The organism is Mycobacterium sp. IEC1808, assembly GCF_002101935.1.
Lineage (GTDB): Bacteria > Actinomycetota > Actinomycetes > Mycobacteriales > Mycobacteriaceae > Mycobacterium.
Genome location: NZ_LQPV01000022.1, coordinates 1 through 13307, shown reverse-complemented (window position 1 = coordinate 13307; position 13307 = coordinate 1). Strand labels below are relative to the sequence as shown.

Genomic DNA, 13307 nt, shown 5'->3' with positions numbered 1-13307 from the left:
TGACCGTAGCCCTCCCCGACCGTCACGCCCAGCAATTTGCTGCTAGTTAAGCATCCTCCAGCAAATCGGGCGTCACCGCCGACTCGGTGTCGGGGATGCCTTCGACCTTCGCCTTGCGGTCGGCCATCGATAGCAGGCGCCGAATACGGCCGGCCACAGCGTCTTTCGTCATCGGCGGGTCGGCCAGGCGGCCCAGCTCCTCCAGCGACGCCTGCCGGTGCTCGACGCGCAGCCGGCCCGCCGACGCCAGATGGTCCGGGACGCTGTCGCCGAGGATCTCCAGCGCGCGCTCCACCCGGGCGGCCGCCGCGACCGCCGCCCGCGCGGACCGGCGCAGGTTGGCGTCGTCGAAGTTGGCCAGGCGGTTGGCCGTCGCGCGGACCTCGCGGCGCATCCGCCGTTCTTCCCAGACCAGCCGGGTGTCCTGGGCCCCCATCCGGGTCAGCAGGGCGCCGATCGCCTCGCCGTCGCGCACCACCACCCGGTCCGCGCCGCGCACCTCGCGCGCCTTCGCACTGACCCCGAGCCGGCGCGCGGCACCGACCAGCGCCAGCGCGGCCTCCGGGCCGGGGCAGCTGACCTCGAGGGCCGACGAGCGTCCCGGCTCGGTCAGCGACCCGTGCGCCAAAAAAGCCCCCCGCCACGCGGCCTCGGCGTCGGCGACGCTGCCGCCGACCACCTGGGCCGGCAACCCGCGGACCGGACGCCCCCGCATGTCGAGCAGACCCGTCTGGCGCGCCAGCGCCTCGCCGTCGTTGGCCACCCGCAGCACGTACCGGGTGCTCTTGCGAATCCCACTGGCGGACAACACATGCACGACGGCGTTGTACCCGTAGAGCTCGAAGATGTCCTTGCGCAGCCGGCGCGCGACGTTACCCAGGTCCACCTCGGCCTCGACGACCACCCGGCCGCCGACGATGTGCAGCCCCCCGGCGAACCTCAGCAGGGACGTGACCTCAGCGCGCCGCGCGCTGACCGATTTCACCACCAGGCGGCTCAGCTCGTCCTTGACTTCGGTCGTCATCGCCACGCGTCGTCACCCCTCGTCTCAACTTCGACCGGCAGCTGCGTGGTGGTCCGATCCAAAGGGGCTCCTCGACCTTTGTGACCCGCTCGGACCCCGTCCAGCGCCGCGGCGAGCTTGCCCGGGTCATGTAAAGGTGTACCAGGTCGGGCCACGTCAGCGAAGTGGACCTCGGCTTCCAGCAGCGTCGCGGTGCGGCGCAGTTGCTCGCGTTCGCGTTCGCTGGGCACCCGTTCGGCGTCGATGATGATGTCGTGCACGGTGAACCCGGGTGCGTGCTGGACCAGCACGTGCAAGTGGCGCTCCACCGAGAAGCCGGCCGTCTCCCCCGGCTCGGCCACCAGGTTGAGCACCAGCGCGCGCCGGGCGGTGGTGGCCCGCAGCGCCGTCGCCAGCCCCGGGACCAGCACGTGCGGGATCACGCTGGTGAACCACGACCCGGGACCCAGCACCACCAGGTCCGCGGCCATGATCGCGTCGACGGCCTGCCGGGTCGCCGGCGGATCGGGCGGCAGCAGCCGCACCCGCCGCACCTTGCCGGGCGTGGTCGCGATCGCCACCTGGCCGCGGATCAGCCGGAATATCCGGGGATCGGCCTCCAGGCCGGACACGTCGGCCTCGATCTGCAGCGCGATCGGGCACATCGGCAACACCCGGCCCTTGACGCCGAGGATGCGGCCCAGTTCGTCCAGGGCGGCGACGGGGTCGGCCAGCACCTCGGACAGGCCGGCCAGCAGCAGGTTGCCGATCGGGTGCCCGGCCAGGGCGCCGGTGCCGCCGAATCGGTGCTGCAGGATGGTCGCCCACAGCCGGCCATACGGGCTGTCAGATGCCAACGCCGCCAACGCCATTCGCAGGTCGCCGGGCGGGATCACGTCCAGTTCGCTGCGCAGCCGGCCGGACGAGCCGCCGTCGTCGGCGACCGTGACCACGGCGGTGACGTAGGGCGTCAGCCGGCGCGCGGCGGACAGCGTCGCGTACAGGCCGTGCCCGCCCCCCAGCGCAACGATGCCTTCATTCATTCGCGACCCAGATCCCGATGTAGCACCCGCACCGTCAGCTGCGGGTTACCCCCCAGCCGCTGCATCAATGCCTCGGCGATCGCGACGCTGCGATGCTTGCCGCCGGTGCAGCCGATGGCGACCGTCATGTAGCGCTTGCCCTCCCGGCGGTAGCCGTCGACAACCAGGTTTAGCAATCGATGGTAAGCGTCGAGGAACTCTCCCGCGCCCGGCTGGTCCAATACGTAGTCGCGCACCGCGGGGTGCTGGCCGGTGAGGGGGCGCAGATCGTCCACCCAGTGCGGGTTGGGCAGGAACCGGACGTCCATCACCATGTCGGCGTCCATCGGTAGGCCGTACTTGAAGCCGAACGATTCGACGGTGACGGCCGTGGACGCGCCGGTGTCGCCGCCGAACGCGCGCTCGATGCTCTCCCGCAGGCCCCGCACCGACAGCGTCGACGTGTCGATGATCAGGTCGGCGGTGGCGCGGACCGGGGCCAGCATCCTGCGCTCGGCGGCGATGCCCTCGGCCAGCGTCTGGTCGCCCTGCAGCGGGTGGCTACGCCGGTTCTGCTCGTAGCGGCGCACCAGCATGTCATCGGACGCCTCCATGAACACCACGCGCGGGCTGATGTTGCGGGTGGCCAACTCGTTGCGCACCTCGTCGAGGTCGCCCGTGAAGCCGCGCGACCGCACGTCCATCACCACCGCCAGCTGGGTGATGCGCGAACCGGCCGCCAACCCGAAATCCACCATGCGCGTAATAAGCTGGGGCGGCAGGTTGTCGGCGACATACCAGCCGAGGTCCTCGAGCACTTTGGCCGCGGTGCCCCGCCCGGCCCCCGACAATCCCGTCACCAGCACGACGTCGATGCCGGCCTGACTGGTCACTGCGCGCCCTCGGGCTGTTCGGGTCTCAGCGCCTCGAGGACGGCCGTGGCCGTGGCCACGCCGATGCCCGGAACGGCGGTGATCTGGTCGACGGTGGCCTCCTTGAGGCGGGCTATCGATCCGAAATGCGTTACCAGCGCCTTGCGGCGATGCTCTCCCAATCCTGGCACCGAGTCGAGCGCTGACGCGGTCATTCGCTTGGATCGCTTGCTGCGATGGTAGGTGATGGCGAACCGGTGCGCCTCGTCACGCACACGCTGCAACAGGTAGAGGCCCTCGCTGTTGCGGGGCATGATGATCGGGTCCGGCTCCGAGGGCACCCAGATCTCTTCTAGCCGCTTGGCCAGGCCGATCACCGCGACGTCGGTGATGCCGAGCTCGTCGAGCACGGCGCTGGCCGCGTTGACCTGTGGCGCGCCGCCGTCCACGACGTACAGGTTGGGCGGATAGGCGAAACGCCGCGATTTGCCTTCGGCGGAAAGCATATTGGGGTCCTGCTGTTCGGCGAGGTGCCGCGCAAAACGGCGGCGGGTCACCTCGGCGATCGATGCGACGTCGTCGGAGCGCCCCTGCCCTGCCGCCTCCCGGATCCCGAAGTGGCGGTAGTCGGACTTGCGCGGCAGGCCGTCCTCGAACACCACCAGCGAGCCCACCACGTCGGTGCCCTGCACGTGGCTGATGTCGACGCATTCGATGCGCAGCGGCGCGTCGGCCAAGCCGAGCGCGTCCTGAATGTTCTGCAGCGCGGCGGATCTCGCGTTGAAGTCGCCGGCGCGCTTCAGCTTGTGTTGCTGCAGCGCCTCTTTCGCGTTGCGCTGCACGGTCTCGGCCAACGCGCGCTTGTCGCCGCGCCGCGGCACCCTCAAGGTAACGCGCGAACCGCGCAGGCCGGACAGCCACGCGGTCAGCTCCTCGGAGTTGGACGGCAGGCACGGCACCAGCACCTCGCGGGGCACCGGGTTGGCGGCCTCGTCGGCGGAGCCGCCCAGCTCGGCCTGTTCGCCGTAGAACTGCGTCAGGAACTGCTCGACCAGCCGCTCCTCGCCGGATTCGCCTGGGTCGCCGGACTTTTCGACGATCCAGCCGCGCTGGCCTCGGACCCGCCCGCCGCGCACGTGGAACACCTGCACCGCCGCTTCCAGCTCGTCGTCGGCGAAGGCGACCACGTCGGCGTCAGTGCCGTCGCCGAGCACCACGGCCTGCTTTTCCATGGCCCGCTTCAAGGCGCCCAGGTCGTCCCGCAGCCGCGCGGCCCGTTCGAAGTCGAGTTGCTCGGCCGCGGCGTTCATCTCGTGTTCCAGGTCGCGGGCGAAGCGGTCGGTCTTGCCGGACAGAAAGTCGCAGAAGTCCTCGACGATCTGGCGGTGCTGCTCGGCGCTGACCCTGCCGATGCACGGCGCCGAGCACTTGTCGATGTAGCCGAGCAGGCACGGCCGGTCGATCTGCTTGTGCCGCTTGAATACTCCGGCCGAGCAGGTGCGCGCCGGGAACACCCGGGTGAGCAGGTCCAGCGTCTCCCGGATCGCCCACGCGTGTGAGTAGGGGCCGAAGTAGCGGACACCCTTGCGCCGCGGGCCGCGGTACACCATCAGCCGCGGGAACTCCTCGTTGAGGGTGACCGCCAGCACCGGGTAGGACTTGTCGTCGCGGTAGCGGACGTTGAAGCGTGGATCGAATTCCTTGATCCAGTTGTATTCGAGCTGCAGCGCCTCGACTTCGGTGTTGACCACGGTCCACTCGACCTTGGCCGCGGTGGTCACCATCTGTCGGGTTCGCGGGTGCAGGGCGGCGATGTCCTGGAAGTAGGACGTCAGCCTGCTGCGCAGGCTCTTGGCCTTGCCGACGTAGATGACCCGCCCGTGCGTGTCCCGGAAGCGGTAGACGCCGGGCTCGACCGGGATGGACCCGGGCGCGGGGCGATACGTTGCGGGATCTGGCACGTACCCAGGCTAGTAGGCCGGTAGGACGGCGGTGCCTCGTCGGCGTCGGGTGTCGACGGTCCGGTTTGTGCCACGGAGACTTGCGCGTCGCCTATCGCGTAACACTTCACCGAAGTCCAGCGATGTTGCCCGTAGCTGTGGGGATGGAGGCATGGCATGGGCGGGCGACGCATCGAGGTGCACGGAGTTCAACCGCGCCCATGTTGGGAACATAAGCGAGGCGCCCAATGAATAAAATTTGGCTCGTTCCGATAATGGTGTCGGGTGTGATTTTTATTTTCCCGGCCCCGAGGGCCCATGCCGGCCTGTGTGATTATCCCGCTGTCCTGACCGGGGCCAACGTTTTCTTTGCCCAGGGTGCTTATTGTGATTGGCCTACCGAAATCAATGGATCACATTTGCACTGTGAGGCAGGGGGCCTGGCTGTCGACGCCGGCGCGGCTATTGCCGGCGGTTCCACGCTCGGCCTTGGCGGTCCGGGTGCCGGCGGTGTCAGTTGCACATGGCGGTGTCCCGACAACAGCATGGCACCGGCGCCAAATCCCCCTGGCGCGTGGAAGTGGTACATGGTTCCCGTCCCGAATGCGTGCAAAGATCACATGGAACCGGCTGGATTTGCCAGCGCACCCGTTCTTCCGGGTGAGGGCATGCCAGTTCCGGCCCCACCTCCCGCAGCGGTAGGAGAACCGCCGGGAGGACCGGTATTGCCGCCGCAAACACCGCAAACAGACCTTCCCTAATCCCGACAAAACGGCGGTGGGTAATCCCGGTCGGGTGGCGCGGGGCCCAAAGTAGGTGGGCTGCTCCGCTTTTCGGGTTATGAGAGCTTCGTATCTTCCAAGAATGCCCGTGCGGTCGAGCAGCTGTGGGTCCCAGCGGCCTCAGAGGGTTCAACGTGTAGGCGGCTGCCGCATTCGCAACGTCAAACACACCAGTCCCGGCTTCGGAGGATGTGGCTCTGTGCCCGCCACAGAGCGACAACCGGCTCCGGGGGCCGCGAGAATTGTCGCTCAGGGGTGGGCAAATTGTCGGCCGGCCCCAAGAGATACCGGTGTGAGATCCGCTATTGGCGCAGCGGGCACGTTGCAGCGAATTTGCCGGTTAGACCCGGGTGGTGCGGATAACGTCGAGGTCGTGGGCACGACGACCGAAACCAAGGGCCGCAAATGCGCTTGCGCTCGGACCGCCTGTCGGCGCTCTACCAATGGGGTCGAAGCGAGGCCGAGGCCATGGATTTCGAGTTCGACAAACCTGTCGCGTTCGGCATCCGAATTGCAGTCAGGCGCGAAGCGGTTCGGTGCGGGCCGACACGGCTCCAGGACGTGATACTCCGCGGCCGGAAGCGAGCAAGTATTCGAACGTGTATTCGCATGCCACGACCATTCGCCAAGTTTTCGGCTCAGGCGGTCCGTCGGTCGATCTGCGCCCGGCGTTTCGATGCCCAGTCCTTCATTGGAAACCCGGGCTTGCTGTCACAGGCCGACAGCATCAGAGCCACCCGCGGTAACACCGCCAGCCCGTAGTCACACGTCCACTTCGGGTGGGTCATCGTCCAGACCAGGACGCCGTCGTCGGTGGTGCCGAAGAAACTGAGCCGCATCGGCGGATACACCCCGGTGGGCGACGCACCGACGGCGTCGCCGTGGCATTTGGCTATGGCGGCGAAGCCCTTTGACACCACGTCGTGGGCCTTCATGGCCTTGTCGTAGACGTCGACCGATTCGGCGTAAAGCGCCGGGCCGTCGAAACGGTAGGCGGACTCGGCGTGCTCCGCCGAGCCGGGAGGCAGCAGCGGGGAACCCTTGAACAGCAAGGCCGCCGAGCATTCCGGTGGTCGGGCGCTGGTGAAGTAGTTGTCGCCCACCGGGGTCGCCGTCGCCGAGCCGAACGGGGTGGAATCCCCGTCAGCCAACAGCAGCTCGCGCGCCGAGATGGACAGGTGGGCATTCGCGGGGACGCCGGGTTGCCCGGCAGCCCGCACCGCTCGACCCGCCACCGAGGTTGCGCAACCGCCCACCATCACCGCGGCCATGACCAGCGCGGATGCCGCCCACAGATGACGCGCCACCCGGTGATGGTACAGCGCTTAGCCGAGGTCCGGCCGATATCGCGCGACCAGCGACCGCACCGTGTCCATCGCTTCCACGGCGCGCTCCTTGTCGACGGCCTGGATCGCCATCAGGGGAACGTACTCGTCGTCGGGCAGGTCGACGCGCGCCCACCGCCGGCCGGGCGGAAACGACACGCCGGCCACGTCGGCCCAGGGAATCAGCTTGTATCCGAGCAGGTTTCGCACCGCCAGCCCCGCCGGTCCCACCCGCAGCCGCGGGCGCGCGAACAACAGCACGCCCCCGGCGATCACCAGGCCCAGGAGGCCGACCGCCACCTGATCAGAGGTGTGGAAGATCACCCCGCTGGACTTGATCTTCAGCAGCAGCCCCACCACGATGTGCGCCGCGGCGATTAGAAACGCGGCGATGTAAACGAATACCGGCATGCGGTGGGGACGCAGCTCGAGATCCCATACCTCGCTGCTCGACGGCGAACTCACGACCGAGCGCGCAGGTCACGCAACGTCAGCGCGGTGGCGAGGGCCGCCCCGGTGGCCTGGGCCCCCTTGTCCTCGGCCGATTCCGGAAGGCCAGCGCGGTCCAGCGCCTGCTCCTCGGTGTCGGTGGTCAGCACCCCATTGGCCACCGGCGTCGACGCGTCCAGCGATACCCGCGTCAGCCCCTGCGTCACCGCGTCGCACACGTAGTCGAAATGCGGTGTCTGACCGCGGATTACGACGCCCAGGGCGACGACGGCGTCGTGGTTGCGGGCCAGTTCCTGTGCGATCACAGGGATCTCGATCGCCCCGATCACCCGGACCACCGTCGGGTCGTCGATGCCCGACTCGGATGCCACCTTGCGGGCACCCGCCAGCAGCGCGTCACAGATTTCCGCGTGCCAGGTGCTCGCCACGATGGCCAGCCGCAGGCCCGAGGCGTCGAGCGGCGGCACGTCCGGAATACCGGCACCACCACTCACAAAGCACCCCCGAATTCGCCTGGCAGATGCACGGATTCGTGAAAGTCGTCCAGCCCGACCAGGTCGTGGCCCATCTTGTCGCGCTTGGTCATCAGGTAGCGGATGTTCTCGGCGTTGGCCCGCACCGGAAGCGGCACCCGCTCGATGATGTGCAGGCCGTACCCGTCCAACCCGACCCGCTTGGCCGGGTTGTTGGTCAGCAGCCGCATGGAGCGCACGCCGAGATCGACGAGGATCTGCGCGCCGATCCCGTAATCCCTTGCGTCGGCAGGTAAACCGAGCTTGAGGTTGGCGTCGACGGTGTCGTCGCCGGCGTCCTGCAGCTGGTATGCCTGCAGCTTGTGCATCAGGCCGATGCCGCGCCCCTCGTGGCCGCGCATGTACAGCACCACGCCGCGCCCCTCGCGCGCGACCATCGCCATCGCGGCGTCCAGTTGGGGCCCGCAATCGCAGCGGCGAGAACCGAACACGTCGCCGGTCAGGCATTCGGAGTGGACGCGGACCAACACGTCGTCGCCGTCGGCGTTGGGCCCGGCGATCTCGCCACGAACCAGCGCGACGTGCTCGACGTCCTCATAGATGCTGGAGTAGCCGATGGCGCGAAACTCCCCGTGCCGGGTCGGTATCCGCGCCTCGGCGATGCGCTCGATGTGCTTCTCGTGTTTGCGCCGCCACTCGATCAGGTCGGCGATGGTGATCAGCGCGAGGTCGTGCTCGTCGGCGAAGACCCGCAACTCGTCGGTTTGCGCCATCGAGCCCTCGTCCTTCTGGCTGACGATTTCGCAGATCGCGCCCGCGGGTTGCAGCCCTGCCATCCGGGCCAGATCGACGGCGGCCTCGGTGTGGCCCGGCCGGCGCAACACGCCACCGTCCTTGGCGCGCAACGGAACCACGTGTCCGGGACGGGTGAAATCGTCGGCAACGCTGGCCGGATCGGCCAACAGCCGCATCGTCGTGGCCCGGTCGGAGGCCGAGATCCCGGTTCCCACACCGTTTCTCGCATCGACGGTGACGGTGTAGGCGGTCCCGTGCTTGTCCTGGTTCACCGCGTACATCGGCAGCAGCCCAAGCCGGTCGCAGATCGAGCCGTCCAGCGGTACGCACAGGTATCCCGAGGTGTAGCGGACCATGAAGGCCACCATCTCCGGCGTCGCCTTCTCGGCCGCGAAGATCAGGTCGCCCTCGTTCTCGCGCTCCTCGTCGTCGATGACGACGACGGCCTTACCGGCCGCAATGTCGGCAACCGCCCTCTCGACGGAGTCCAACCTCGTCATCTTGCTGCCTTGCTCTCGTAGTTGCATTCAGTATGAACCACCGCGCCGCCGCCGTTATTGCCACGGGTTTTCTGGCCGAACCGGTCACGCGGCATAAGCCCGGCGTAAGCCCAAGCTATGAGCCACGTGTGAGGTGCCGCGCGAGACGGCGGAAGGTGTTTTGGGCTCTCCATTAAGGGAAATGCGAGAGGCATGAACACAAACACGCAAACCAAGACATGGGTCCGCCTGTGCACCGGTGCGTTGGCGGCCGGCGGGATGGCCGCGGCCGCGCTCGGGCTGACTTCCGGCACCGCCCAGGCGGCGCCTCCCCCGGCGCCCGCATATCACCACCACTGGTGCCCTGGCGACCAGTGGGATAACGGGTGGGGCCCCTACCAGAACTGGAACAACTGCCGCGATTGGGACGACAACTACGGCGGTCCGGCCGGCTACGGCGCACCTCCGCCGTGGGCGCGGCCGATGCCCCCGCCGCCGCCGTGGGCGCCGTGGGCCCAGGTCGTGTGGAATGCCCAGTTCAATGACTGGGGCTACTGGGACGGCCCGAACTGGCGCGGCCTGTAACCAGGCACAGCCGACCTGATCCGAGAGCAGGCCGCTGCAGCGGCATCACCCCGGCCGCTGCTAGCGGCCTGCTTTCATCAGCCGCTCCACATATTTGGCGATGACGTCGACCTCGAGGTTCACCTGGGTTCCGACGGGGGCAGCACCGAGGGTGGTCAGTTCGCGCGTCGTCGGGATCAGCGATACCTCGAACCAGTCCCGGGGCTCCGAGCCGAGTCCGGACACCGTGAGGGAGATCCCGTCGACAGTGATCGACCCCTTCTCGACCACGTAGCGGGCCACCGCTGCGGGCACCTCGATCCGCACGACCTCCCAGTTCTCCGAGGGCGTGCGGGCGACGATCCGGCCGGTGCCGTCGACGTGCCCCTGCACGATGTGTCCGCCGAGCCGGCTGTTGACGGCCGCGGCGCGCTCGAGATTGACCCGGCTGCCCACCTGCAACTCGCCCAGGTTGGACCGGTTCAGGGTCTCGCCCATCACGTCGGCGGTGAATCGGCCGTCCGGCAGCAGCTCGGCGACCGTCAGGCACACGCCGTTGACGGCGATCGAATCGCCATGCCCGGCGTCGCCGGTCACCATCGGCCCGCGGATGGTCAGCCGCGCGGCGTCGTCGAGGACGTCGCGGCCGGTCACCTCCCCGAGCTCCTCGACAATTCCGGTGAACATTGCACCAGGTTAACGGGCCGATGGGCGGCCGAGCGGGCCCCGCGTTTCCCGAGCCGGTCATGGGCACCCTCTACGATGCAGGGTATGCCGACTCGCCACCGTCTATTGGCCGTCCTCGCTTCCCTGACTCTCGCCACCGCTCTGGTCGCCGGTTGCTCCTCGGGCTCGAAGGTGAGCGGCGGGCCGCTCCCCGACGGCACGACCCTGGTCAAGCAATCCGCCGCAACGACCAAGAACGTTAAGAGCGCCCACCTCGTGATCAAGGTGAACGGAAAGATTCCGGGGTTGCCCATCAAGGTGCTGACGGGTGACCTCACCAACGCGCCGGCCACCGCCGCGTCCGGAAACGCCACGCTCACCGTCGGGGGGTCTGACATTCAAGCCGACTTCGTCGTCGTCGACGGCGACTTGTACGCGACGCTCACACCGAACAAATGGAGCGATTTCGGGAAGGCGTCCGACATCTACGACGTCTCGGTGATCCTGAACCCGGACACCGGGCTGGCCAACGCGCTGAACAACTTCACCGACGCCAAGGCCGAGGGGCGCGACAACATCAACGGGCAGGACGCCGTCAAGATCAGCGGGAAGTTCTCCGCGGACGCGGTGAACAAGCTCGTTCCGCAGTTCACCGCGTCGGGGCAGGTGCCGGGCACGGTGTGGATCCAGGAGAACGGCGACCACCAGCTGGTTCAGGCCAGCCTGGAAAAGAGCTCGGGCAATTCGCTGCAGATGAACATGTCCAACTGGGGCGCGCCGGTCAACGTCACCAAGCCGCCGGTGATCTCATGAGCGTTCGGGCCGGACGCCGCGTCGCGATCAGCGCGGGCAGCCTTGCGGTGCTGCTCGGGGCCCTCGACACCTACGTCGTGGTCACCATCATGCGCGACATCATGTCCGACGTCGGGATCCCGGTGAACCAGCTGCAGCGGATCACCTGGATCGTGACGATGTACCTGCTGGGCTACATCGCGGCCATGCCGCTTTTAGGCCGGGCGTCCGACCGGTTCGGCCGCAAGCTGCTGCTGCAGGCGGCTCTGGGCCTGTTCATCGTGGGGTCGGTGGTCACCGCGCTGGCCGGTCAGTTCGGCGACTTCCACATGCTGATCGCCGGCCGGACGATCCAGGGCGTGGCCAGTGGCGCGTTGTTGCCCGTCACCCTGGCGCTGGGCGCCGACCTCTGGTCGCAACGCAACCGCGCCGGCGTGCTGGGCGGCATCGGCGCCGCGCAGGAGCTCGGCAGCGTGCTGGGCCCGCTGTACGGCATCTTCATCGTCTGGTTGTTTCACGACTGGCGATACGTGTTCTGGATCAACGTCCCGCTGACGCTGATCGCGATGGTGATGATCCAGTTCAGCCTGCCCTCGCGCGATCGCACCGAGGCGCCGGAACGGATCGATCTGGTCGGCGGGCTGCTGTTGGCCGTCGCGCTGGGGCTCGCGGTGATCGGCCTGTACAACCCCAACCCCGACGGTAAGCAGGTGCTGCCGAGCTACGGGTTGCCGTTGGTGATCGGCGCGATCGTCGCCGCGGTGGCCTTCGTGGTGTGGGAGCGGTTCTCCCGCACCCGGTTGATCGACCCGGCCGGGGTGCACTTCCGCCCCTTCCTCGCGGCGCTGGGCGCCTCGTTGACCGCGGGCGCGGCGCTGATGGTGACGCTGGTCGACGTCGAGCTGTTCGGGCAGGGCGTGCTGCAGATGAATCAGAACCAGGCGGCCGGGCTGCTGCTGTGGTTCTTGATCGCCCTGCCGATCGGCGCGGTGCTCGGCGGCTGGATCGCCACCCGCGTCGGCGACCGGATCATGATCTTCGTCGGTCTGCTCATCGCCGCCTACGGGTACTGGCTGATTCACTACTGGCGCGAAGACATATTGGGGCACAAGGTCAACGTCTTCGGGTTGTTCACCGTGCCGACGATCCACGCCGACCTGTTGGTGGCCGGCCTTGGACTGGGCCTGGTGATCGGGCCGCTGTCGTCGGCGGCCCTGCGGGTGGTCCCGGCCGCGCAACACGGCATCGCCTCGGCGGCGGTGGTGGTGGCCCGCATGACGGGCATGCTGATCGGTGTGGCCGCGCTGACGGCGTGGGGTTTCTACCGGTTCAACCAGATCGTCGCCGGCCTGACGGCGGCGATCCCGCCGGACGCCACCCTGCTGGAGCGCGTGCTCGCCCAGGGCACCATGTACATCAAGGCCTTCGCGGCGATGTACGGCGACATTTTCCTGGTCACGGTCGGCATCTGTGTGGTGGGCGCGCTGCTGGGCCTGTTGGTCAGCGGGCGCCAGGAGCACGCCGAGGAGCCGGAAGTCGCCGAGGAGCCGGCCGAAGTCAACCCGGCGCCCGCCCCTAGGGGCTAGCTGTACTGACCTGAGAGGTTAGGTACGCGGCTGGCGGGTGGTTGGCCGCCGAGTGCGGTGTGGCCGCGGTGGTGATTGTAGGTGTGGAGCCAGATGGCGAATTCCGCGCATCGTTCAGCGTCACTGCGGTAGAGCCGGGCGTAGGCCCATTCGTCGGCCAGGGTGCGGTGGAATCTCTCCACTTTGCCGTTCGTCTGGGGGCGATACGGTCGGGTGCGGCGGTGCTCGATCCCGCCAAGAGCGTCGCGGAACACATAGGATCGATAGCAGGATCCGTTGTCGGTCAATATTTTTCGAACGCAGATGCCGCACTGTGCGAACCAGGCGTTGGCGCGTAGCCAAAACGCTGCTGCGGTCTCTTTGCGCTCATCGGTCAGCAGCTCGCTATAGGCCAGCCGCGAGTGCGCATCGATAGCGGTGTGCAGGAAGTGATAGCCGCGCACGGGCCGGTAGTGCTTGTCGAGGACGCCGGTGCTGCGATGGGGCTGTCAAGATAACTGTGTAAGATGTTGCGGCCGTTCATCTTTGGGTCATAGTGGGAGTCGGTCGGGGAATTGG

At 68.0% G+C, this 13307-nt stretch carries 12 protein-coding genes and 2 pseudogenes; 4 read left to right on the top strand and 10 right to left on the bottom strand.

What is annotated here, in order from left to right; translation table 11 throughout:
• Window positions 1-46: 46 nt before the first annotated feature.
• From whiA to uvrC, 4 genes are read right to left on the bottom strand one after another with little or no spacing between them, the layout of a single operon-like run.
• Window positions 47-1024 carry a DNA-binding protein WhiA gene (gene whiA, locus AWB92_RS13980; RefSeq protein ID WP_068100736.1) on the bottom strand — a complete coding sequence of 326 codons (978 nt, stop codon included), beginning with the start codon at window positions 1022-1024 and terminating at the stop codon, window positions 47-49.
• On the bottom strand, window positions 1021-2046 hold the full coding sequence (locus tag AWB92_RS13975) for a YvcK family protein (protein ID WP_068126439.1): 1026 nt from the start codon (window positions 2044-2046) through the stop codon (window positions 1021-1023). Before AWB92_RS13975 ends, whiA begins: the two co-directional genes overlap by 4 nt.
• The gene (rapZ, locus tag AWB92_RS13970) at window positions 2043-2918 is read right to left on the bottom strand and encodes an RNase adapter RapZ (RefSeq protein ID WP_068188613.1); all 876 of its coding nucleotides are present in this window, start codon (window positions 2916-2918) and stop codon (window positions 2043-2045) included. Before rapZ ends, AWB92_RS13975 begins: the two co-directional genes overlap by 4 nt.
• The gene (uvrC, locus tag AWB92_RS13965; protein ID WP_085186430.1) at window positions 2915-4858 is read right to left on the bottom strand and encodes an excinuclease ABC subunit UvrC; all 1944 of its coding nucleotides are present in this window, start codon (window positions 4856-4858) and stop codon (window positions 2915-2917) included. Before uvrC ends, rapZ begins: the two co-directional genes overlap by 4 nt.
• A 1172-nt stretch (window positions 4859-6030) precedes the next feature.
• Between uvrC and AWB92_RS30525 the strand changes: the two are divergent.
• Window positions 6031-6184 (top strand): annotated as a pseudogene (locus AWB92_RS30525) (enoyl-CoA hydratase); the annotation flags it as partial.
• 73 nt (window positions 6185-6257) lie between these two features.
• Here the strand turns inward: AWB92_RS30525 and AWB92_RS13955 are convergent.
• From AWB92_RS13955 to AWB92_RS13940, 4 genes are read right to left on the bottom strand one after another with little or no spacing between them, the layout of a single operon-like run.
• Window positions 6258-6890: a hypothetical protein gene (locus AWB92_RS13955; protein ID WP_085186549.1), complete on the bottom strand. Its 633-nt coding sequence runs from the start codon at window positions 6888-6890 to the stop codon at window positions 6258-6260.
• Window positions 6891-6944: 54 nt separating this feature from the next.
• The gene (locus tag AWB92_RS13950; protein ID WP_085186429.1) at window positions 6945-7355 is read right to left on the bottom strand and encodes a PH domain-containing protein; all 411 of its coding nucleotides are present in this window, start codon (window positions 7353-7355) and stop codon (window positions 6945-6947) included.
• 50 nt (window positions 7356-7405) lie between these two features.
• The gene (gene ribH / locus AWB92_RS13945) at window positions 7406-7888 is read right to left on the bottom strand and encodes a 6,7-dimethyl-8-ribityllumazine synthase (RefSeq protein WP_068126446.1); all 483 of its coding nucleotides are present in this window, start codon (window positions 7886-7888) and stop codon (window positions 7406-7408) included.
• Window positions 7885-9162, bottom strand: a complete 1278-nt coding sequence (locus AWB92_RS13940; protein WP_068100611.1) for a bifunctional 3,4-dihydroxy-2-butanone-4-phosphate synthase/GTP cyclohydrolase II — start codon at window positions 9160-9162, stop codon at window positions 7885-7887. The genes ribH and AWB92_RS13940 overlap by 4 nt, the downstream gene beginning before the upstream one ends.
• A gap of 192 nt (window positions 9163-9354) precedes the next feature.
• On the opposite strand from AWB92_RS13940, the gene AWB92_RS13935 reads away from it, so the two are divergent.
• Entirely contained in the window at window positions 9355-9726 is a 372-nt protein-coding gene (locus AWB92_RS13935) for a hypothetical protein (RefSeq protein WP_085186428.1), read from the top strand.
• Between the two features lie 60 nt (window positions 9727-9786).
• Here the strand turns inward: AWB92_RS13935 and AWB92_RS13930 are convergent, their stop codons facing one another.
• Window positions 9787-10392: a riboflavin synthase gene (locus AWB92_RS13930; protein ID WP_085186427.1), complete on the bottom strand. Its 606-nt coding sequence runs from the start codon at window positions 10390-10392 to the stop codon at window positions 9787-9789.
• Window positions 10393-10476: 84 nt separating this feature from the next.
• On the opposite strand from AWB92_RS13930, the gene AWB92_RS13925 reads away from it, so the two are divergent.
• Together AWB92_RS13925 and AWB92_RS13920 are read left to right on the top strand one after the other, a co-directional pair.
• Entirely contained in the window at window positions 10477-11184 is a 708-nt protein-coding gene (locus AWB92_RS13925) for an LppX_LprAFG lipoprotein (RefSeq protein WP_068100604.1), read from the top strand.
• Entirely contained in the window at window positions 11181-12749 is a 1569-nt protein-coding gene (locus AWB92_RS13920; RefSeq protein WP_085186426.1) for an MFS transporter, read from the top strand. The genes AWB92_RS13925 and AWB92_RS13920 overlap by 4 nt, the downstream gene beginning before the upstream one ends.
• Here the strand turns inward: AWB92_RS13920 and AWB92_RS13915 are convergent.
• A pseudogene (locus AWB92_RS13915) lies at window positions 12746-13225 on the bottom strand (IS481 family transposase); the annotation flags it as partial. The gene AWB92_RS13920 and the pseudogene AWB92_RS13915 overlap by 4 nt on opposite strands.
• Between the last annotated feature and the right edge of the window lie 82 nt (window positions 13226-13307).

Bases quoted from the DNA above. Each gene is read 5' to 3' on its own strand.
- AWB92_RS13930 (WP_085186427.1), bottom strand. From the start codon at position 10,392: ATGTTCACCGGAATTGTCGAGGAGCTCGGGGAGGTGACCGGCCGCGAC.
- AWB92_RS13920 (WP_085186426.1), top strand. From the start codon at position 11,181: ATGAGCGTTCGGGCCGGACGCCGCGTCGCGATCAGCGCGGGCAGCCTT.
- whiA (WP_068100736.1), bottom strand. From the start codon at position 1,024: ATGACGACCGAAGTCAAGGACGAGCTGAGCCGCCTGGTGGTGAAATCG.
- AWB92_RS13940 (WP_068100611.1), bottom strand. From the start codon at position 9,162: ATGACGAGGTTGGACTCCGTCGAGAGGGCGGTTGCCGACATTGCGGCC.
- AWB92_RS13975 (WP_068126439.1), bottom strand. From the start codon at position 2,046: ATGAATGAAGGCATCGTTGCGCTGGGGGGCGGGCACGGCCTGTACGCG.
- AWB92_RS13950 (WP_085186429.1), bottom strand. From the start codon at position 7,355: ATGCCGGTATTCGTTTACATCGCCGCGTTTCTAATCGCCGCGGCGCAC.
- AWB92_RS13935 (WP_085186428.1), top strand. From the start codon at position 9,355: ATGAACACAAACACGCAAACCAAGACATGGGTCCGCCTGTGCACCGGT.
- AWB92_RS13925 (WP_068100604.1), top strand. From the start codon at position 10,477: ATGCCGACTCGCCACCGTCTATTGGCCGTCCTCGCTTCCCTGACTCTC.
- AWB92_RS13955 (WP_085186549.1), bottom strand. From the start codon at position 6,890: ATGGCCGCGGTGATGGTGGGCGGTTGCGCAACCTCGGTGGCGGGTCGA.